This is a genomic window from Empedobacter stercoris (genome assembly GCF_020281205.1).
In the GTDB taxonomy this organism is placed as follows: Bacteria; Bacteroidota; Bacteroidia; order Flavobacteriales; family Weeksellaceae; genus Empedobacter; species Empedobacter stercoris.
Map to the genome: position 1 here is coordinate 1 of NZ_JACXZC010000012.1, position 20,355 is coordinate 20,355.

At 33.0% G+C, this 20,355-nt stretch carries 20 protein-coding genes; 11 read left to right on the forward strand and 9 right to left on the reverse strand.

Annotated features, from left to right (window positions below):
• Positions 1 to 75 precede the first annotated feature (75 nt).
• On the reverse strand, positions 76 to 399 hold the full coding sequence (locus tag IF125_RS07180; RefSeq protein WP_225539353.1) for a HopJ type III effector protein: 324 nt from the start codon (positions 397 to 399) through the stop codon (positions 76 to 78).
• A gap of 156 nt (positions 400 to 555) precedes the next feature.
• On the opposite strand from IF125_RS07180, the gene IF125_RS07185 reads away from it, so the two are divergent.
• Positions 556 to 876, forward strand: coding sequence for a hypothetical protein (locus tag IF125_RS07185; protein ID WP_171622621.1), 321 nt, complete (start codon positions 556 to 558; stop codon positions 874 to 876).
• A gap of 353 nt (positions 877 to 1,229) precedes the next feature.
• Here the strand turns inward: IF125_RS07185 and IF125_RS07190 are convergent, their stop codons facing one another.
• On the reverse strand, positions 1,230 to 1,718 hold the full coding sequence (locus tag IF125_RS07190) for an SPOR domain-containing protein (protein ID WP_225539350.1): 489 nt from the start codon (positions 1,716 to 1,718) through the stop codon (positions 1,230 to 1,232).
• 414 nt (positions 1,719 to 2,132) lie between these two features.
• Here IF125_RS07190 and IF125_RS07195 point away from each other — a divergent pair, with 414 nt between their 5' ends.
• The 6 genes from IF125_RS07195 to IF125_RS07220 are packed head-to-tail and all read left to right on the forward strand — an operon-like array spanning position 2,133 to position 10,738.
• Positions 2,133 to 3,551, forward strand: a complete 1,419-nt coding sequence (locus IF125_RS07195) for a c-type cytochrome (protein ID WP_225542007.1) — start codon at positions 2,133 to 2,135, stop codon at positions 3,549 to 3,551.
• A 22-nt stretch (positions 3,552 to 3,573) separates the two neighbouring features.
• Entirely contained in the window at positions 3,574 to 6,735 is a 3,162-nt protein-coding gene (locus tag IF125_RS07200; protein WP_225542008.1) for a TAT-variant-translocated molybdopterin oxidoreductase, read from the forward strand.
• Between the two features lie 34 nt (positions 6,736 to 6,769).
• Positions 6,770 to 8,173 (forward strand): NrfD/PsrC family molybdoenzyme membrane anchor subunit, encoded by a 1,404-nt coding sequence (gene nrfD, locus IF125_RS07205; RefSeq protein WP_171622626.1) that lies wholly within the window; start codon positions 6,770 to 6,772, stop codon positions 8,171 to 8,173.
• Positions 8,154 to 8,723, forward strand: coding sequence for a DUF3341 domain-containing protein (locus IF125_RS07210; RefSeq protein ID WP_221411950.1), 570 nt, complete (start codon positions 8,154 to 8,156; stop codon positions 8,721 to 8,723). Before nrfD ends, IF125_RS07210 begins: the two co-directional genes overlap by 20 nt.
• Complete coding sequence (locus IF125_RS07215; RefSeq protein ID WP_225542009.1) at positions 8,723 to 9,382, forward strand: c-type cytochrome; 660 nt, start codon at positions 8,723 to 8,725, stop codon at positions 9,380 to 9,382. Before IF125_RS07210 ends, IF125_RS07215 begins: the two co-directional genes overlap by 1 nt.
• An 18-nt stretch (positions 9,383 to 9,400) precedes the next feature.
• Positions 9,401 to 10,738, forward strand: coding sequence for a hypothetical protein (locus IF125_RS07220; RefSeq protein WP_225542010.1), 1,338 nt, complete (start codon positions 9,401 to 9,403; stop codon positions 10,736 to 10,738).
• A gap of 74 nt (positions 10,739 to 10,812) precedes the next feature.
• On the opposite strand, the gene IF125_RS07225 is transcribed toward IF125_RS07220, so the two are convergent.
• Positions 10,813 to 11,121 carry a hypothetical protein gene (locus IF125_RS07225; RefSeq protein ID WP_225542011.1) on the reverse strand — a complete coding sequence of 103 codons (309 nt, stop codon included), beginning with the start codon at positions 11,119 to 11,121 and terminating at the stop codon, positions 10,813 to 10,815.
• Positions 11,122 to 11,238: 117 nt separating this feature from the next.
• On the opposite strand from IF125_RS07225, the gene IF125_RS07230 reads away from it, so the two are divergent.
• Positions 11,239 to 11,544, forward strand: coding sequence for a hypothetical protein (locus IF125_RS07230; protein ID WP_262903661.1), 306 nt, complete (start codon positions 11,239 to 11,241; stop codon positions 11,542 to 11,544).
• A gap of 59 nt (positions 11,545 to 11,603) precedes the next feature.
• Here IF125_RS07230 and IF125_RS07235 read toward each other — a convergent pair whose 3' ends face one another.
• Both IF125_RS07235 and dnaG read right to left on the reverse strand, forming a co-directional pair.
• On the reverse strand, positions 11,604 to 12,104 hold the full coding sequence (locus tag IF125_RS07235) for a septal ring lytic transglycosylase RlpA family protein (protein ID WP_225539346.1): 501 nt from the start codon (positions 12,102 to 12,104) through the stop codon (positions 11,604 to 11,606).
• A 247-nt stretch (positions 12,105 to 12,351) separates the two neighbouring features.
• Positions 12,352 to 14,295: a DNA primase gene (gene dnaG / locus IF125_RS07240; protein ID WP_225542012.1), complete on the reverse strand. Its 1,944-nt coding sequence runs from the start codon at positions 14,293 to 14,295 to the stop codon at positions 12,352 to 12,354.
• Positions 14,296 to 14,458: 163 nt separating this feature from the next.
• Between dnaG and IF125_RS07245 the strand changes: the two genes are divergently transcribed.
• From IF125_RS07245 to sucD, 3 genes are all read left to right on the forward strand, one after another.
• Positions 14,459 to 15,241 carry an META domain-containing protein gene (locus IF125_RS07245; RefSeq protein ID WP_225542013.1) on the forward strand — a complete coding sequence of 261 codons (783 nt, stop codon included), beginning with the start codon at positions 14,459 to 14,461 and terminating at the stop codon, positions 15,239 to 15,241.
• An 87-nt stretch (positions 15,242 to 15,328) separates the two neighbouring features.
• The gene (locus IF125_RS07250) at positions 15,329 to 16,255 is read left to right on the forward strand and encodes a UDP-3-O-(3-hydroxymyristoyl)glucosamine N-acyltransferase (RefSeq protein WP_171622632.1); all 927 of its coding nucleotides are present in this window, start codon (positions 15,329 to 15,331) and stop codon (positions 16,253 to 16,255) included.
• Between the two features lie 165 nt (positions 16,256 to 16,420).
• On the forward strand, positions 16,421 to 17,290 hold the full coding sequence (gene sucD, locus IF125_RS07255) for a succinate--CoA ligase subunit alpha (RefSeq protein ID WP_171622633.1): 870 nt from the start codon (positions 16,421 to 16,423) through the stop codon (positions 17,288 to 17,290).
• 332 nt (positions 17,291 to 17,622) lie between these two features.
• Here the strand turns inward: sucD and IF125_RS07260 are convergent, their stop codons facing one another.
• The 4 genes from IF125_RS07260 to IF125_RS07275 form a co-directional block, all read right to left on the reverse strand.
• On the reverse strand, positions 17,623 to 18,282 hold the full coding sequence (locus IF125_RS07260; protein WP_225542014.1) for a DUF4240 domain-containing protein: 660 nt from the start codon (positions 18,280 to 18,282) through the stop codon (positions 17,623 to 17,625).
• A gap of 247 nt (positions 18,283 to 18,529) precedes the next feature.
• A complete protein-coding gene (locus IF125_RS07265) occupies positions 18,530 to 19,666 on the reverse strand; it encodes a glutathionylspermidine synthase family protein (protein ID WP_225542015.1) in 1,137 nt (378 codons plus the stop codon).
• A gap of 9 nt (positions 19,667 to 19,675) precedes the next feature.
• Positions 19,676 to 20,065 (reverse strand): hypothetical protein, encoded by a 390-nt coding sequence (locus tag IF125_RS07270; protein ID WP_171622637.1) that lies wholly within the window; start codon positions 20,063 to 20,065, stop codon positions 19,676 to 19,678.
• Positions 20,066 to 20,071: 6 nt separating this feature from the next.
• The gene (locus IF125_RS07275; protein WP_225542016.1) at positions 20,072 to 20,350 is read right to left on the reverse strand and encodes a hypothetical protein; all 279 of its coding nucleotides are present in this window, start codon (positions 20,348 to 20,350) and stop codon (positions 20,072 to 20,074) included.
• Positions 20,351 to 20,355 lie beyond the last annotated feature (5 nt).

Genomic DNA, 20,355 nt, shown 5'->3' on the forward strand with positions numbered 1-20,355 from the left:
CAAATACGAATATATGTACTGTTTAAAATAAAATTTTATTGGTCTAATCCTGTATCATTTTTTCAGGACGTTACATTATTTTTTTGTTAAAACTTCGTTTTTAAATTTTAAACCTTCCCAACCATTTTTTATAAATTGACGAATATTATTATGATCAGTTCCTTCAGGAGTTGCTAAAACAGCTTCATAATGTTCAGCAAATAATTTCAAAGTATCTTCTTTAGAAAGGTTATTTAAATTTGCAAAAGCAAATACTTTCGCACTACCTTGATTTTGGTCTATCGCATTTTCTTGATTTCCATTCACAAAAGCAGAAGCAGTGTAATTATAATTTTCTTCGATATAAGCAATAACATCAGCAAAATTCGCCTCGTTTTGATTTAATTTTTCTAAAATCATTTTATCTTTTTGTCAAAAGTAAGAACTTATTTCCAATACAATAAATCATTAACAATGTTAAATTATTTCATACTAAATATACTTAACTTATGTTTAACAACTTTCTGTAAAGTAATTGATTAGATTTATAAGTATTAACCAAATAAAACTATTTATATGTTCGAGAGAAGACAATTTAATTACGAAACTTCAAGCGTAGCGCTAAAGGAGTTAGCAGAAAAAGGATATCAAGAAGATTTTAATTTATTAGAAAACGATTTGATTGATCATCCACACGATTTTAGAATTATTTATATCTATCGTTACGAAGGAAATTCGAATCCAGAAGATGAGTCAAGTGTTTATGGAATCGAAAAAATATCGACAGGAGAAAAAGGTGTGTTAGTTGCAGGTAATTTAGGATTTGTGCAAACAACTTTAGCTTCGATACTTACCCAATTAGAAATAGAAGGTAGAAATCGAACTCTGAATAATTAAATTCAAAAACATGAATCGATTACTAATTATTACAATTAAAAGTTGAAAAAGCGTTACCAAGAAATTTGATAACGCTTTTTATATTTTCGAATAATTTTAAAATTGTAAAATAAATTATTTGTCCTCTATTTTTAATAAGACTTTATATTCAGAAAAACGGTGTTCACGAATCGGTCTTGTATAAGGTTCTGTTTTGAAATACAAAACCAAACATGGGGAAATGTTTTTATATTTTTCTACAAATTTATACGAAACCAATTCACCATTATTTATTCGTTGTTTATTTTGTTATGATAAGGATACATCTCTCATTTTTTTAAGAAAATGATGATTAGAACTAATAATTCTAACGCTTATTTTGCTTTTCTACACAATACTTTGAATGGAATCGAAAAAGCACTGTTGTATTTTGATTTTAAACGACGAATATCTCTCGAAGCAGAGGCTCTTGTAAAATAATCACCAACTAAAACACGATAGTCTGGAGAGAAGTATGCCGTCTGAGATGACAACTCAGGAAAAGAACGGGCAAACTCATTTCTTACTTTGTCTGCGTCTTTTCTATCTTTTGAATAATATATCTGAATTTTGAAACCATTTATTTGTGGTGTTCCAGCACATGGATCGTTGGAATGTACAATAGGTTTTTTCTCTGTGTTTTTTTTGATAGGTGCATTATGCGCACAGACTGCGTCTTCTTTCGCTTTTAATACAGTATTTATTCTACTATCAATTTCCATGTTCAATGTACCATTATTAATAATCTGAACAGTATCAATTTTATTTTGTGCAAAACCACAACTAGAAAAACTGATAAGAAATAAAAAGATAAATTTTTTCATAGGATGAATTAATATGTGCAAATATACTTTTTACAATTAAGTTATTAAATTTTATAGACTTTTATTTTCTTACTACGAATATTATTCCAAATTAACCTTTTTTTCACTTCAAAAAGATGGGTTAGATTCGTTTTATTGTCTTTTCTTAATAAAAAATATTAAAATTATTTTACAAAAATTATGTTAAATAGATTTTTCATCAAATGAAAAGCTCTAATCTCAAATCATATAGAGATTATTTTCAGCATAATTTTTTTAACAATTAATTTAGAAACGTTTTAAATTAAGCTCAATGACAAAGTTCAGTATGTAAACTTTATGATTTTATTAAGTATTGAAGCTATTTTTGCTGATAGTTAAGTGTTCAAATAAAAACGAGTTAAAAGAAACAACGAACTGAGATTATTTAAGTAAATGAAGGCAAGATTTCTAAAAAGAATACGTTTATGGAGCTGCGCGATAATACTATCGACGTTCTCCTTAGCAAATGCCCAAGATGCAGGTAAAGGTTACGAGTTATTCGAGGCCAACTGTACTACATGTCACCAGATTGATGGTGAATTTATTGGGCCGGAATTACGTGATGTTGAGAAGCGCGTGCAGGAGCAAGCTGGACTTGGAAAAGAGTGGTTACACGCTTGGATTAAGGACAACAAAGCTTTGCGCGAATCTGGAGATGCGTATGCAAACAAAATTTATGCTGATTACAATAACACTGAGATGTTAGCTTTCCCTAACTTATCAGATGGTGATATTGATAATATTCTAGCATATACAGCAGATCCTGATGGAGGAGTGAAAGCTTTTGAGGAAGCTAAAGCTTTGAAAAAGAAGGAGGCTGCTGATAAAAAAGCTGCTGAAGCTGCACAAGGTGGAGGAGCAAGTACAGGGATTATCGCTGTAGGTTTTGTAGTTTTAGCTGCATTGTTATTGTGGATTTTAGTTCGCGTTAATGCATTGGTTAAAGCAACAGCTACAGAAGATTTAAATTCTAAAGATGAGCAAGCTGCTTTTTCTTTTGCTGACTTCTTCCAAAAATACCAAAAAGTTGGTGGTGTAGTAATTGCTGTATTAGCATTCTTTGCATTGTACAATGTGTATTGGGGGTTAATGGGTGTAGGTGTTGACAAAGGTTACGAGCCAGAACAACCGATCTACTTCTCTCATAAAGTTCACGCAGGTGTGCAAGGGATTGATTGTCAGTATTGTCATAGTTCAGCGAAATACGGTAAAGTGTCTGGAATTCCTTCACCAAACGTATGTATGAACTGTCACAAAACAATCAAAGAATACAAAGGAGATTATTTCGAAGAAGAATTAATCACTTCTGGTAAATTCGCAGATGAAGACGCTGTTAAAAATTTCTACACAGGAGAAATCCAAAAAATGTATAAAGCGATAGGATGGAATCCAGAAACGAACAAATACGATGGTCCACAAAAACCAATTGAATGGGTACGTATCCACAATATGCCAGATTTCGTATTCTTTAGCCACGCACAACACGTTGTAGCTGGAGAGAAAGCGATTAAGAAAGCAATTAAGGATGGAACAATTCCAAATGCAAAAGAATTAAACATTGGATCAGGAGACCAAACTTGTTTCGCTTGTCACGGACGTGTTGATGAGATGAACGAAGTGAAAATGGCGAATGATTTCACAATGGGATGGTGTATCGAATGTCACAGAACTACTGAGGTAGATATGGACAACGAGTATAACAAAGAATATTACGCAGAACTACACGAAAAGTTGAAAAAACAGTACGGTGACGCAACTAAGATTACAGTTGATGCTATCGGAGGTTTAGAGTGTGGTAAATGTCATTATTAATATAAAAAAGAGAGGAGTATAAATGGCTTCGAAGAAAAATTACTGGAAAAGTTTTGAGGAGTTAACTGACAATACATTAAATGAAAAGTTAACTACCAATGAATTTGCAGAAGAAATTCCCGTAGACAATTTCTTAGGGAATGACAACGCCATGGAGAATAGTCAAACTTCACGACGTGACTTTTTGAAGATTTTAGGGTTCAGTACAGCTGCTGTTACATTAGCAGCCTGTGAAGCTCCAATCGTAAAATCTGTTCCTTACGTAGTGAAACCAGAAAATATTATGCCTGGTGTACCTACATATTATGCGTCTACAGTTTTTGATGGATACGATTATGCGAACGTATTAGTACGTACAAGAGAAGGTCGTCCAATTAGAATTGATGCAAATAAAGGAGCGAAATATTTTGGTTCTACAAATGCTCGTGTTCAAGCATCTGTATTATCATTATACGATTCTGATAAAATAAAATCACCTTTAATTAACGGTGGTGAGAATTTCAAAGCAACATCTTGGAAAGATTTAGATGCTACTGTTTCTAAAGCATTAACATCTGTAGGAGGAAAGAAAGTAGTTATTTTAACTTCGTCTTTACCTTCTCCAACAACTAAAAAGTTGATTGCAGAATTCGCAACAAAATATCCAACAACTCAACATGTAATATATGATGCAATTTCTTATTCGAATGCATTAGATGCTGCACAAGAAGTATACGGAAAAAGAGAATTACCATTCTATGATCTTAAGAATGCTGAATTAGTTGTTTCTTTCAACGCAGATTTCTTAGGTGATTACAATGGTGGTGGAATGGAAGGTGATTATGGTGTAGCTCGTAAACCAGGAGTAAACATGATGCGTCACATCCAAGTAGAGTCTATTTTATCTTTAACAGGAGCAAATGCTGATACACGTTATCCTTTAAAACCAACTGATACTGAAAAAGTGTTAGCAGAAGTTTATCAAGGATTAACAGGTGGAGCTGCTTCATCTAAAGAAGCAAAAGCAATTGTTGCTGAGTTAAAAGCAAAAGGTTCTAAAGCAGTTGTAATGGCTGACGGTTCTAAAGAAGCGTATACTATTGCATTCGCAATTAACCAAGTTTTAGGATCAGCTGCAGTTTCAGATAAAGCTGTATTATTAAAAGAGTCTAACGATACTGTATTCAATCAATTCATTGCAGACGCTAAAGCTGGGCAAGTTGGAGTTTTATTAAACTTCCAAACGAATCCAATTTACAACGCGAAAAACGCAAAAGAAATTGAAGAAGCTTTCAAAAACATTGGACTTAAAGTTGGTTTAGTTGAAAAATTAGACGAAACTGCATCAGTAATGGACGTTATCGCTCCAGTTACTCACGGTTTAGAGTCTTGGAATGATTTTAGCCCAATAACAGGTGTATACTCATTACAACAACCAACAATTCCACGTATTTTTGATTCTCGTCAATTCCAAGATTCATTAATTGCTTGGATGACAGGAGTAACTGAAGTGACTGAAGTAGAAGATCCAAATGATCCAATTATGGTGATGGCAGTTTCTGCAACAAGACAAAAAGTATCTCCATTTTACTTATACGTAAAACAAAATTGGGATTCAGCTATTTTACCAAAATTAGGTATAGATTTCAACAAAGCATTATACAATGGTTATAATGAAGCGGCTGAAACTACGGCTTTTACTGCTAACACAGGTGCTGCTTCTGCTGCTTCTGCTAAATTAGCTGCAGGTAAAGCAACAGAATGGGAAATCCAATTCTATTCTAAAGCTGGATTAGGAGATGGTACTCAGGCTAATAATCCTTGGTTACAAGAATTACCAGATCCAATTACACGTAACTCTTGGGATAACTATTTAACAGTTAATCCAAATGATGCGGAGAAATTAGGAATCAAAATTCAAGATAACTACAACGTTACAAATGGAAGAATGCAATTTGACGGTGAGTATGTAAACTTAACTGTTAATGGAGTTGTTTTAGAAAACGTTCCAGTATTCATTCAGCCAGGTCAAGCTATCGGAACTGTAGGTTTAGCTTTCGGTTACGGTCGCACAAAAGCTGGTAAAGTTTCAAATAATGTAGGGGTTAATGCTTATACATTATATAACGGAACAGTTGGAGTTTCTAACGTTAAGATTGAAAAATCTTCTCGTACAGATAAACATGAGTTCGCTAATATGCAGCAACAACCAACATTGATGGGGCGTTACGAAATCGCAAGGGAAGTTTCTTTAGCTGATTTTATCAATACAGACCGTCAAGAATGGAATCCAGTTGCTAAAATGCCAACTTGGAGAGGAGATTCTCCTGTAGGTGAAGTTGACTTATGGGCAAGTTTTGATCGTTCAACAGGACCTCACTTCAATTTAACAATTGATATGAATGCTTGTACAGGATGTGGAGCGTGTGTAATTGCTTGTCAAGCAGAAAACAACGTACCAACTGTCGGTAAAGAGGAAATGCGTATGTCAAGAGATATGTACTGGTTAAGAATTGACCGTTACTACTCTGATGTAACATACAATGATCCAAACGGAAAATTAACTCAGAAAGTTGCGTTAGAATCTGATCCAGATAACGAACCACAACAATATACACGATTAATTAAGCCAGAGGCAGAAAATCCAGATGTGATTTTCCAACCATTAATGTGTCAACACTGTAACCACGCTCCTTGTGAGACTGTGTGTCCAGTAGGAGCAACATCTCATGGTCGTCAAGGTCAAAATATGATGGCTTATAACCGTTGTGTTGGTACTCGTTACTGTGCGAATAACTGTCCTTATAAAGTACGTCGTTTCAACTGGTTTAACTGGGCGAATAACGATAAATTCGACTTCCACATGAACAATGATTTAGGTCGTATGGTACTTAATCCAGATGTTGTTGTAAGAACACGAGGTGTAATTGAGAAATGTTCATTCTGTATCCAACAAACGCAAGCTGCAATCTTAAAAGCTAAGAAAGAAAACAGAGTAGTTAAAGACGAAGAGTTTATGGCTGCTGCTGCTTGTGCTGCTGCTTGTGGAACAGGAGCGATGAAATTTGGAGATATCAATGATGATAAATCAGAAGTAAGACAAGTATCGAAAGATAAACGTTCTTACGTATTATTAGAAGAAATTGGTACAAAACCAAATGTTATCTATCAAGTAAAAGTTAGAAACAGAAAAGAACAAGCTTAATTAAATTAATAAAGAATTAATAAGGTAAACAAATATGTCACATTACGAATCACAGGTAAGAGAGCCCCTTATTTTAGGACATAAAACCTACCACGATATCACAGTAGACATTGCACGTCCAATAGAGACGCCTGCAAGTAAATTGTGGTGGCTATGTTTCGGTATTGCAATGGTAGCATTCATCTTTGGTGTTGGTGCAATTGCTTATACAGTTGGAACTGGTATTGGTGTTTGGGGATTGAATAGAACGATTAACTGGGGATGGGATATCACCAACTTTGTATGGTGGGTAGGTATTGGTCACGCTGGTACGTTAATCTCAGCCGTTTTATTATTATTCCGTCAAAAATGGAGAATGTCGGTTAACCGTTCTGCGGAAGCCATGACGATCTTCGCCGTTGTACAGGCAGCGTTATTCCCTGTAATCCACATGGGTCGTCCATGGTTAATGTATTGGGTTTTCCCAATTCCTAACCAATTTGGATCATTATGGCCTAACTTTAACTCACCATTGTTATGGGACGTATTCGCGATTTCTACGTATTTCTCTGTATCAACTGTTTTCTGGTTGATGGGATTAATTCCTGACTTTGCAATGATACGTGACCGTGCAACAAAACCATTCGCTAAGAAAATCTACGGAATCTTATCATTCGGATGGGGTGGTGGAGCAAAACATTGGCAACGTTTCGAAGAGTTATCTTTGGTATTAGCTGGTTTATGTACACCGTTAGTATTCTCGGTACACACGATTGTATCTTTTGACTTCGCTACGTCGGTGATCAAAGGATGGCACTCAACAGTATACCCTCCTTATTTCGTTGCTGGAGCTATTTTCTCTGGTTTCGCGATGGTACAAACATTATTAAGTGTAATGCGTAAAGTTTTACACTATGAAGATTATATCACACGTAAACATATCGAGTACATGAATATTGTAATCGTTGTAACAGGTGGTATGGTTGCAGTAGCTTATTTAACTGAGTTATGGATCGCTTGGTATTCAGGATCTCGTTACGAAGACTTTACATATTTCTCTCCAGGAGCAGCAACAGGACCTTATTGGTGGGCATTCTGGGCGTTAATTATTTGTAACGTTTTAGTACCAGGTTTATTATGGATTCGTTCAATTAGAAGAAACTTCTTCTGGACATTTGTTATCTCTATCGTAGTTAACATTGGTATGTGGTTCGAGCGTTTTGATATTATCGTTATCAACTTATCTCGTGACTATTTACCATCAAGCTGGACAATGTTTATGCCTTCATGGGTAGACGTAGGTATCTTCTTAGGTACTATGGGATTCTTTTCTGTGTTATACTTATTGTACGCACGTACATTCCCAGTTATTTCACAATCTGAATTAAAAACTATTTTGAAATCATCAGGCGAAAGCTATAAAAAACATCATACTGAAGATGAGCATCACGAACACTAAAATCGTTTATGGTCTTTACGGAGACGATGATGATTTATTAAAAGCAGTAAAATCTATACGTAAACAAGGCATTACGATAGATGAAGTATATACACCTTTCCCTGTACACGGTTTAGATAAAGCGTTAGGTTTAAAGAAAACTCGTATTTCTGACCTTGCTTTCTTCTACGGTGCATTTGGAACAACATTAGCATCATTGATGACATGGTTTATTATGAACCATGATTGGGCTCAAGATATCGGTGGTAAACCATCTTTCTCTTGGGGAGAAAATATGCCAGCGTTCGTTCCTATTATGTTCGAGTTGACAGTTTTCTGTGCAGCGCACTTTATGTCATTAACATATTTAGCGCGTAACAAAATGTACCCAGGTGCGAAAGCTAAAAACCCAGATCCACGTACAACAGATGATAAATTCTTGATTGAAATCAGAACTGCTGATGTTGAGAAAATCAAAAATGTATTTGTAGAAACTGGTGCTGAAGAAGTAACCGTAAAAGGTGACGTAGTCGTAGAACCAAGTGTTAACAATTTAGTACAAGAAGCATAATGAAAAAGATAGCATTACTTATAGGATTAGGAAGTATTATTATCACTTCTTGTTCTGATAAAAAACGTGACGCGAGTATCGTATATATGCCGGATATGTATTATTCGACAGCTTATGATCCTTATGAAAAGGCAACTTACGGTTACCCTGAAGATAAAGAGAACTCTGAAGTTCCTGTAATGAATAAAAATCACAATATGTCTGCATTAGAATCTGTAGAAGGTGCTGTTGAAAGAACTGACGGTGATATTTTACCATGGACTTTAAAAAACAATAACGCTGGTTATGCACAATCAAAAAGTATAACGGTTTCTCCATTAGATGCTACAGCTAAAACTGCAGATTTAGAAAGAGGAAAAGTGTTATATGGTCAAAACTGTGCAGTTTGTCACGGTGACGCAGGTGATGGACAAGGATCAATCGTAAAATCTAAAGCTTATTCTGGAGTTCCGACTTACGGAGAAAGAGAGATTACAGTAGGTTCTGTTTATCATGTTATTATGTATGGAAAAAATGCGATGGGTTCTTACGCATCTCAATTGACTCCTGCAGACCGTTGGAGAGTTGCTGAATATGTAATGAGTTTAAAAGGTGGTACTACTGTTGCTCCTGCTGCAGAAGCAACACCTGCAACTGAAGAAACAGCAACTAATAAATAATAAAATAAGTTAATTATTATGCAATATACATTTTCCCCAAGATTAAAAAATGCATCACTTATTCTAACAGTGATAGGTGTTGTGCTTTACGGGATAGGATTTTTCTTACATCAACAAGATGTTGCTAATTCAACTGAATATATTAACGGTTTGATTGAAGCTCACCCAACTCAATTTTTTGGTGAGTATATTTCAGATTCATTTGCATCGATGAACACAGATCATGATGCACATATGCACCATTTAGAGAATTTATTGAAAAATAGACCTTGGGCTGCTTTCTATGTACCTGCTTATTTAGCTTTTGGTATCGCAGCTTCAGCATTGTTTTTCTTATGTATTCAATTCGTAGCAAATGCAGGTTGGTCGATGGTAGTATCTCGTGTAATGGAAGCTGTAGCTTCTTTCTTACCAGTAGGTTCTGCTCTTTTAGCAATCATTGTTTTAGGATCTTATTTTCACATGAATCATTTATTCCACTGGATGGATGCTGATTTAATAGATCCAGACAATGCTAAGTATGACATCTTTATGGCGAACAAAGCACAGCTTTGGTTAAGTCCTAACTTCTGGTTAGTTCGTTGTATTATTTACTTGGTAGTATTATCTTTAATGTTACCAGTTATTAAAAATGCAACTCGCAAATTAGATGAAACAAACGGAGACCTAAAAGTTTACGCTCAATTGTACAAAAAATCAGTTATTTATTTAGTGATTTTTGCACTTTGTTCTGCAGCTTTTGCATGGGATTTCGTGATGTCTTTAGATCCACACTGGTTCTCTTCTTTATTTATGTGGTACGGAATGGTTTCATACTTAGTTTCTGCGGTTTCTATTATGGCAATTATTTCAATCTACTTAAAAAGAAAGAATGCTTTACCATTATTCAATGATAACCACTTACATGATTTAACAAAATATATGTTCGGTTTCTCATTATTATGGTCTTACTTATGGTTCTGTCAGTTTATGTTACAATGGTATGCAAACATTCCTGAGGAAGTTCAATATTTCCAACAACGTATGGCGCAATATCCATTATACTACTGGATGTTAGTAATCAACTTAGTAGCTCCATTCTTGATTTTAATTTCATCAAGCATGAAACGTCGTTACCAAATCGTTTTCGTGATGGGATTTGTAATCATTATTGGACACTATTGGGATTTCTACAACCAAATTATGCCAGCAGCAGTTGGACCGTTCCACAATTTCGGATTAATGGAAATAGGATCGTTAGTTGGAATTGGAGGATTATTTACATTCGTAGTAATGAATGCAGTTTCTAAATTAAACTTAGAAGCAAAAGGTCACCCTTATTTCCACGAATCAAAAATTTATGAATATCCTTTCTAATCTGAAAGATGTTATAAAATCTAAAAAGCTCGATACATATGTATCGAGCTTTTTTATTTTGTTAATAATGATTATTATTTAATTGTTCTACGTTTAATTTCTAAATTCACAATAAATTGATCTACATCATCACCCATAGATAAATTTCCTACAACGTATACCCCCTTATCACCACTCTGATTATTAATTATTCCATAAACAGAAGATTCATCATCAGGATCTGACATTCCTTCGTAACGGTAAATACATACAATATCAAAATGTTCAGGATTCTGCTTTAATTGTCCTTTTTCGATATTATAATCAATTGTAAAACCGTTTTCAGTTAACTCCGTTAAAGCTTCGTTAGTCGTTTTATAACGGTATTGAATTTTTTCTTTCATATTTTAATGGTTTATGAATTGATTCTCAAATACTATTCCATTAAAGACAATTAAATTTTATTAAATTATATTTTTGGTAAGGTTCTTGTCTTACTCTTCACATTATATATGAAAGTGATGATGAAATTAACAGTTTTAAAGAAAATTAATTTAGTTGCAATCTTTGCACTTGCGGTTTTATTTCTAACTTCTTGTGATGGTTCTACTACAATTTATGGTATTGAGCACACACATCATAAAAAGAAAAAGTATAAAAAGTATCCCAAATATGATGCAAGGTATGATAACCATAGAAATCTACCACCTGGACAACATAAAAAGATACATGGAGATAAGTCTGCGAAATATTATGCACCAGGACAACAAAAAAAGCATAATAAATATTACAAAAAGAAAAATCATCATAAACATTACGATGATTAACAAAAAAAAGGATTGAATACATTCAATCCTTTTTTTTGTTTTAATATCTAAAAATCGGTTTAATCTAGAACTTCCATTTGTACGTTCAGAATTCCTGCACTCGTTGAACCTATAGATGTAAACGCTGCTTTACTCAAATCTAATAATCTTGATTTTGTATGCGGTCCCCTGTCGTTTATCTTTACAACTACAGATTTACCATTATTTGTATTTGTTACTTTTACTTTTGTACCGAAAGGTAATGTTTTATGAGCAGCTGTGAAGTTATTTTTATTGTATAATTCGCCACTCGAAGTTTTTTTGCCGTGAAATTTGTCTGCATACCAAGAAACTATTCCGCTTACTTTATTTCCAGCTTTCTCCACTATTTCTGTAACAGTTGTGTTGTCTATTTTATTTAAATCTGCTACTTTATTAAGGAAAGTAGATTTTAAATTTTTTGTATAAACTGATACCGGCAATGGTAAAGGACTTACTGTTGAAAAATTTGATTCTTCCTTTGCTTGTGCAAACGGAATAATCATCAGCATTACTAATAATGTTAAAAAATTCTTTGTCATTCTTTAGTTTTTTCTGAATCAGTATCTAAAATAAGAATTATTGAATTTAATTAGACATGCATAGTATTTTTTATTGATTTTCAATTAATAAAACACTTCTAATTCATTATTATCAGCTGTATTACCAATAGTTGTTAACGTTAAGTTAAAAAAAATGACACTTATTAAAATTTTTAAGAAAAGACTTTGATTAATCGTTAATTTATAGATTATTAGGTTAATACGGAATATTTAACAAACGCGTGAATTAAATTACACGATTAAGATGTTGATTTAAGATATTTTTCAAACCAGTAAAATGCATAATCTGTTGAAGAATTTGGTTCGTTTCTTCAATTGATAAATCAGTGTTTTTGGTTTGTTGCATTAACTCTTTTATCACATTATCGATGTAAATAATCTTGAAACGTAATAAGACATCGAACAAATCTTTGTGTACAAACTCTTCTTTCTTTTTGATATTGATACCTTGTTTTATCGTCCAATTTTCACTTAAACTATGTTTTTCCATCATCATTTCAGAGGCAAGATTTACAATTTCGGGATTGCTTAATCGAGAAAAATAAGTTCCTGTTCGTAGTTCATCATTTTCTAAACCAATTTTTACATCATCCAAAATCGATTGAAAAAGTGGATTACTCAAACTCAAATTGTTTTCTTCAAATTGGGTAATGATTTCTTGGTTAACCGTTGTTTTATATAGTTCGTTGTTTTCGTTCTTTAAATCAACTTCCAAATCACCAAATTGCATGATAAGCTTAATAATTTCATTCTCTACAGTTTGCTGTGCATTGATAACTTCTTTTGTTGAAGGAACGATTGAAATGGCTGGTTTTTTTGTTCTCGACTGATCGGTGATATGAGAAGAAGAGGTCGATTTGTCATTAGAATTTTGTAATTGAGCCAATTCTTTGAACAAAACTTCTTCACGAATTTCCATTATTTTAGAAGTTTCCGCAATATAAACTTCTTGTTTAATAATATTTGGAATCAATGAAATTGATTTGACAATTTCACGAATTAATTCAGCTTTTTTGATTGGATCATTTTTCGCATCTTCTAATAAAACATTTGCTTTGAAACGAATAAAGTCTGTTGCATTTGATTTTATATAAGCTTCAATTTCTGTTGTCGAATGTTTCTTAGCAAAAGAATCCGGGTCTTCACCTTCTGGTAACAATAGAATTTTTACGTTCATTTCTTGTTCCAGAATCATATCTATTCCTCGGAAAGAAGCTTTAATACCAGCATTATCACCATCATACATCACGACGATATTTTCTGTTAAACGTTTTATCAAACGAATTTGTTCATTTGTTAGCGCTGTTCCAGAACTTGCCACTACGTTTTGTATCCCTGCTTGATATAAAGAAAGTACATCAGTATAACCTTCAACTAAAAAACATTGATCGGCTTTTGTAATATGTTGTTTTGCCTGAAATAAACCATAAAGTGTTTTACTTTTGTGGTAAATTTTATTTTCGGGAGAATTTAAATACTTTGCAGCTTTGGCATCATTACGTAGAATACGCCCTCCAAAACCTAATGTTCTTCCAGAAAAACTGTAAATAGGAAACATGACACGTTCGCGAAATTTATCATATTTTTTATGATCTTCTTTAAACGTAGCTAAACCAGCTTCCTCAATTAATTCTTTTGAATATCCGTTTTTTAAAGCATGTTCTGCTAATGCATCCCATTGTTTTGGTGAATAACCGAGTTCAAATTTATCAATCGTTTCTTTTGTAAAACCGCGTTCGCGGAAATAGCTAAGACCAATTAAATTTCCTTCTTCGGAATTATGTAATTGATTCACAAAGAATTTCTTTGCAAAATCAGTCAAAATATATAAACTTTCTCGTTCTTTTTCTTCTTGCTGTTGCTCAAAATTATATTCTCCATCTTCTTCAATTTCGATGTTATAACGTTTTGCCAACCATCGCAAAGCTTCAGGATAGGTAAACTGTTCAACTTCCATTAAAAAAGTGACAACATTTCCTCCTCTACCTGATGAAAAATCTTTCCAAATTTGTTTAGCAGGTGATACGACAAAAGAAGGAGTTTTTTCATTGCCAAAAGGCGAAAGTCCTTTTAAACTGGAACCTGCACGTTTCAGAGTAACAAAATCACCAACAACTTCTTCTACACGAGCTGTTTCGAAGATTATATCTATTGTTCTTTGAGAAATCAAATTGAATTATTTTTGAGGGATGAAACCAGATTTATTTTTCAAAATTATAACTTTTTATTGATATCAATTCATCTTTCTCAAAAGCATTGTAGAAAAGATTTTTAACATATTTCAATTTTGGTATGGTATTCGTGTAATACGAGGAAACTTGAAATTAAATTTTATGAAATCAACAATCTTAAAAATATCTTTTGCAGCAATTTTAGCAACAGGATTTTTAACATCTTGTTCTACGATAAATAATATGGGTGGAAATACAGAAACGACTAACACAACTTCTATTTTAGGTAAATGGGAATTAAGTCATGTTAATTCTATGAAAGCAGCAACATTGGTAGAAGCATATCCAATGGGTGTTCCTTATCTTAATTTTGTTTCAACTAATATGTTAAATGCTTCTGACGGATGTAACACATTAAACGGAGGGGTTAAAATTTCAGGAAATGAAATTACTTTCGGAAATATGATGTCTACGATGAAAGCATGTGAGAATGTAGAAGATTCAAATTTCAGTTCAAAATTAAACGGAAAATTAAAATATTCAATTTCAGATAATAAATTATTATTAATTCAAGACGATATCGTTGTAATGACTTTTGTTCGTCCAGGGAATTTAGCAGGTTCTTGGGAATTAGAAGAATTTATTGGTAGAGATAGAAGTGCAAAATCTTTGGATGATCGTTTTCCAAATCAGAAACCAACTTTAACGTTCCAAAATAATAAAGTTTCTGGAAATGATGGATGTAATAATTTATCAGGTGCTTATTTAGCTGTTGGAAATTCACTTACAGTGAAAAATATTGCGACAACACGTATGGCTTGTCAAGGTGTAGATGCTGATGCGTTTGGAGAGCGTTTTAACAATGTAAACAAATATGAAATTCAAAACGGAAAATTAGTTTTGTTTGCGAATGATGTTAAAACAATGGTTTTCAAGAAAAAATAATTTGATTTAATTCATAAATCATTAAAGCTGTCATTTTTTGACAGCTTTTTTATTTTTATATTTGTAGACTTTTAAAAGTAGAGAAAGATGAAATTTCCACAAACACATAAATTAAAAGATATTGCATCTATTATAGATGCGAAATTTATTGGAAACGAAAATTTTCCAGTTGAAGGAATCAATGAAATTCACCGTGTAGAAGAGGGAGATATTGTATTTGTTGACCATCCTAAATATTACGATAAAGCATTACAATCTAATGCAACAATTGTTTTAATTAATAAAGAAGTTGATTGTCCAGAAGGAAAAGCTCTGCTGATTTCTGATGATCCATTTCGTGATTTTGTAAAGATTGGCCAATATTTTTTACCATTTCAACCATCAAATAAGCAAATTTCTGATTCAGCAGAAATAGGGGAGGGGACAATTATTCAACCAGGTGCTTTCATTGGAAACCATGTTAAAATTGGTAAAAATTGTGTGATTCATTCTAATGTTTCAATTAACGATCATGCGATTATCGGAGATAATGTTATTATTCGTTCAGGAACTGTTTTGGGTGCAGATGCTTTTTATTACAAAAATCGTGAAACGGGTTATGATCGTTTAAAATCTGTCGGAAATGTAATTATTGAAAATCATGTCGAAATTGGTGCAAACTGTACAATAGATAGAGGAGTATCTGCCTCAACAATTATTGGTGAAGGAACAATTATGGATAATCTAATTCAGATTGGTCACGATACGATTATTGGTAAAAAATGTTTGATTGCTTCTCAGGTAGGAATTGCAGGATGCGTAAATGTAGAAGACGAAGTTTCTATTTGGGGACAAGTTGGGATTACGAGTGGTGTAACTATAGGTACAAAAGCAGTCTTATTAGCACAAGCAGGTGTAAGTAAATCTTTGGAAGGAGGGAAAACTTATTTCGGAACTCCGGCAGAAGAAGCAAGAGGATTGTATAAAAAAATAGCAGCCACAGAGATAATGGTACGCGATTATAGAAAAAAATAATTTTTTTATGATTATATTTTTCAAGCCGAGCACCTGCTCGGCTTTTTTATGATAAATATCTTATAGATTTTTGTCTTGTTTCGATAATTAGATAGTGTATTTTTTACATCGAATATTTTTTAAAATCCAAAACTCCTTTTATATTTGTGTAAATTAAAAATCACAATGTCTGTATTAGTAAACAAAGATTCAAAAATAATCGTTCAAGGGTTCACAGGAAAAGAAGGAACTTTTCATGCTGAGCAAATGATTGAATATGGAACAAACGTAGTAGGAGGTGTAACTCCAGGTAAAGGTGGGCAAACACATTTAGGTTTACCAATTTTTAATACAGTGAAAGATGCTGTTGTTGAAGCTGGAGCTGACGTTTCTATTATTTTCGTTCCACCAGCATTCGCAGCTGATGCTGTTATGGAAGCTGCAGAAGCAGGTATCAAAGTAATTATCTGTATTACAGAAGGTATTCCTGTAGAAGATATGGTAAAAGTACAAGCGTACGTTGACCAAAGAGATGTAACATTAATTGGACCGAACTGTCCAGGTGTTATTACATCAGGTGAAGCGAAAGTTGGTATTATGCCAGGATTTATTTTCAAACCAGGTAAAGTTGGTATCGTTTCTAAATCAGGAACTTTAACGTACGAAGCTGCTGACCAAGTTGTAAAAGCTGGTTACGGAATTTCTACAGCAATCGGAATTGGCGGAGATCCAATTATTGGAACAACTACTAAAGAAGCCGTTGAATTATTTATGAATGACCCAGAAACGGAGTGTATCGTAATGATTGGTGAAATTGGTGGTCAATTAGAAGCTGAAGCTGCTCGTTGGATTAAAGCGAATGGTACAAAACCAGTTGTAGGATTTATTGCAGGACAAACTGCACCAAAAGGACGTACAATGGGACATGCCGGAGCTATCGTAGGTGGAGCTGATGATACAGCGCAAGCTAAAATGGCGATTATGACAGAATGTGGAATTCATGTGGTGTCTTCTCCTGCTGATATCGGAGCTAAAGTTGCTGAAGTTTTAGGATAAGAAAAATTCTTTCTAAATATAAAAGGAACTCAATTTGAGTTCCTTTTTTTTTATAACTTTTATTCAAACCAATATTTACTCATTTCCTCTAAGAAAATTGGATCATTAATAGGAAAAATATCGTCAATAATAGAATCAATTCCACAACTTGGACAAATTGCAGTTTCATCTTTTTCCATCTATTTCTTCAATAAATTCTTTGATTTCAGTAGTAGATAAAATTTCTTTACAACAAAAACATGCGCAACTATTAGTATTCAATATTTTTGATTTATTGAATATAGACGCTTTGTGAGCTTGTTTCAAAAATTCAATAGAATACTTCATAAAATTTACAAAAACTCATCTTCATCATCAAAATCATCCTCTGTTTCGTCGTCATCAGGAGAATAATCTTCGATAAAAACCTTGAATAATCTTGGGCAAATAACTTGAAGATTGGTTAAATTCTCGTCATCCCAATCAAAGTCTGGTTTTGGAAATTCTTCAGTAAAGAATTTCATACATTCTTGATCAATAAAATCAAAAAAATCATTTTCGAATTTACAATAGAAAACATTATTTGCAATTAAGTGAAAAGTTTCGAATTCGAACAAATCATCTTCATTGAAACCTTCTTCAAAAAAATCTGCCAAATAATCTGGATTTAAAATCGCTTTTTCAAACAATTCTTTTCCTTGAGAAATAATCCAATTTTTGAAATAATAAAAATGTTCAGGATTTGTACCGTCATTCATAATACAAGACGCACACCAAACCTCTGGTAAATGCAATGTGTAAGCAAAAAAATCTAATCGAAGTTGAAAACCAATAATATCTTCGGCAGTTAGAACATCTAATTCTTGCATCAAAGCTAATTCTTGGTCTTGCAGATTATTGGCATCGATCAACGAATTTTCTATAATTTGCCAAAACAGATCTTCTTCGAGCATACGAGAAACTCGTTCTGGTGGTAGAGTTGACGAATTAAACAAATCATCTAAAAAATCCATAATTTCACATTTTAGTTTTTAATTTGCTAATTTTAATTTGCTAAAAATTATCTAAGGTTTTATTCCTTAAACGTTTAATTTATAAAACATTTTAGCTAAATCTTTTTTTAATTTATAAATAATAAATGATGAAACCTATCAATTTTTAAATTATTTGTAATTTTAGCGGTAATTATTTGATTTTGTTTAAACTAAAAAGTCTAATTCGAAGTGGAATTAGACTTTTTGTATATTTTTTTTTATATCTCTACTCAATGATATGTGGCACAAATCGACTTTTGTCAGTTGTAATAAACTGATTACTTTCTCGAACTGTAATTCCACATGATTCTTGTCCGATTACCCAACTTCCGATAATGGTATAACCTGTTTCTTCGTGATGCAAATCTGTTAAAGCTTGGTAGACAAAACCTTCTTCGCCATATTCGCCCGAAGTTTGTTCAGCAATATGACCATTTTTTACAACTTCTATGTTTGCACCTTCACGCGATAGCAATGGTTTTTTGACATAATCTTCCATTTCTTTTGGAGAGCCAAAATATGCTTCTAGCAACAAAGGGTGATTGGGGTATAATTCCCATAAAATTGGTAAAATTGCTTTGTTTGAAAGAATCATTTTCCAAGCTGGTTCTATCCAGTTGGCATTTATTTCATCATTTTTGATGTTATACGCAAACAGCTCGTTCATCATCCATTCCCAAGGATAAAGTTTGAAAATATCTGTAATTGGTTCTTCTTCTAAATCAACAAAATTGACATTATTCCAACCGATTTCGTCAACATAAATTAATTTAGTATTAATTCCGGCTTGTATCGCGCAATCTCTTATATATTCGATATTTGTCAAATCTTCTAACGATTCTCTTACACAAGAAAAATGTAAGGTTTCACCTTTTAAATAAGGTTTCAACATTTTCCACGTTTCAATTAATTTATCGTGAACAGAATTGAATTGATCTTTTGTTTCTCCAAAATAATTTTCCATCCAAAGCCATTGTACCACACCGCATTCGAACAATGAAGTTGGTGTATCTGCATTGAATTCTAATAATTTAAGTTGACCATTTTTATAGGCAAAATCGAAACGACCATAAATACTTGGTACATCATTTTCCCAAGTATCAATTAAATAAGGTTGAATAAATTTTGGAATTTTAAATTCGTCTAACCGATTATTCTGAATGACATGTTCTACCGCATTTAAGCACATTTCCCATAATTCGTTTGTCGCTTCAAAAAGTTGATCCGCTTCTTTTTCTGTTATCGAATAATAATAATCTTCGACCCAATAAGTTTGTTTATTGTCGTCTGTATGAAATCCAAAGCCGATATTTTCTAACCTTTCTTGCCAGTTTTCGTCAGCTTTTATTTTTTTTAATTGCATAAAATTAGTTTAAGATGAAGCTGAACGAGAGGATGCAGATTTCCCAAATCCACCACGAACAGTTTGACTTTTGTATGCTTTCGCTTTTGCAGTGTTTGTTCCGACATTTGATTGTTGATGTAAACCTGGGCTTGCATAACCCATTCCACCACCAGCTAAACTACGGAATGCCATAAACCAAAGCAGAGAACTTCCCATTCCACCATGATGCGAACCGCCAGATTGGGCTGCGTAATTAGAGGAAACATCACTATATGGCGCAGTAGAATCTGCTCGCATATAAACTTTTTGCGCATTATTGGTTACTGCAGGTTCTTCACGATTCATACATGAACTAAGAACCGAAGAAATTAATACCAATGTTACTACTTTACTCGCTCTTTTTTCTCTTTTATTCATCATTATTTATTGTATGGTTACGTAAATAGGGATTTTTGTCGAATCTGTAGGGGTATATTGTTTATGTGTAATCAATGTATCTACTTTTTCGGCAATTATCATATCATTAGCCCAAATTTTTTGTTTGGTAATATGTAAAACAGAATCACCTTTAGTTTCTGTTGTTAAGACAACTTCGCGTGCTGATTTTTTATTTAATTGTTCTAAATTTTGATTTTCGTTTTGATTGGATTGACAAGCAATAAATGTTGTCAAAATAAGTGTTATAAAAAGTATTTTTTTCATCTAAG

Coding starts and splice junctions, on each gene's coding strand:
- IF125_RS07185 (WP_171622621.1), top strand. CDS start 556: ATGTTCGAGAGAAGACAATTTAATTACGAAACTTCAAGCGTAGCGCTA.
- IF125_RS07260 (WP_225542014.1), bottom strand. CDS start 18,282: ATGGATTTTTTAGATGATTTGTTTAATTCGTCAACTCTACCACCAGAA.
- IF125_RS07245 (WP_225542013.1), top strand. CDS start 14,459: ATGAAATCAACAATCTTAAAAATATCTTTTGCAGCAATTTTAGCAACA.
- IF125_RS07265 (WP_225542015.1), bottom strand. CDS start 19,666: ATGCAATTAAAAAAAATAAAAGCTGACGAAAACTGGCAAGAAAGGTTA.
- IF125_RS07215 (WP_225542009.1), top strand. CDS start 8,723: ATGAAAAAGATAGCATTACTTATAGGATTAGGAAGTATTATTATCACT.
- IF125_RS07210 (WP_221411950.1), top strand. CDS start 8,154: ATGAGCATCACGAACACTAAAATCGTTTATGGTCTTTACGGAGACGAT.
- IF125_RS07190 (WP_225539350.1), bottom strand. CDS start 1,718: ATGAAAAAATTTATCTTTTTATTTCTTATCAGTTTTTCTAGTTGTGGT.
- IF125_RS07225 (WP_225542011.1), bottom strand. CDS start 11,121: ATGAAAGAAAAAATTCAATACCGTTATAAAACGACTAACGAAGCTTTA.
- IF125_RS07200 (WP_225542008.1), top strand. CDS start 3,574: ATGGCTTCGAAGAAAAATTACTGGAAAAGTTTTGAGGAGTTAACTGAC.
- IF125_RS07230 (WP_262903661.1), top strand. CDS start 11,239: ATGATGAAATTAACAGTTTTAAAGAAAATTAATTTAGTTGCAATCTTT.
- IF125_RS07250 (WP_171622632.1), top strand. CDS start 15,329: ATGAAATTTCCACAAACACATAAATTAAAAGATATTGCATCTATTATA.
- IF125_RS07195 (WP_225542007.1), top strand. CDS start 2,133: ATGAAGGCAAGATTTCTAAAAAGAATACGTTTATGGAGCTGCGCGATA.
- IF125_RS07235 (WP_225539346.1), bottom strand. CDS start 12,104: ATGACAAAGAATTTTTTAACATTATTAGTAATGCTGATGATTATTCCG.
- IF125_RS07270 (WP_171622637.1), bottom strand. CDS start 20,065: ATGAATAAAAGAGAAAAAAGAGCGAGTAAAGTAGTAACATTGGTATTA.
- IF125_RS07220 (WP_225542010.1), top strand. CDS start 9,401: ATGCAATATACATTTTCCCCAAGATTAAAAAATGCATCACTTATTCTA.
- IF125_RS07180 (WP_225539353.1), bottom strand. CDS start 399: ATGATTTTAGAAAAATTAAATCAAAACGAGGCGAATTTTGCTGATGTT.
- IF125_RS07275 (WP_225542016.1), bottom strand. CDS start 20,350: ATGAAAAAAATACTTTTTATAACACTTATTTTGACAACATTTATTGCT.
- nrfD (WP_171622626.1), top strand. CDS start 6,770: ATGTCACATTACGAATCACAGGTAAGAGAGCCCCTTATTTTAGGACAT.
- sucD (WP_171622633.1), top strand. CDS start 16,421: ATGTCTGTATTAGTAAACAAAGATTCAAAAATAATCGTTCAAGGGTTC.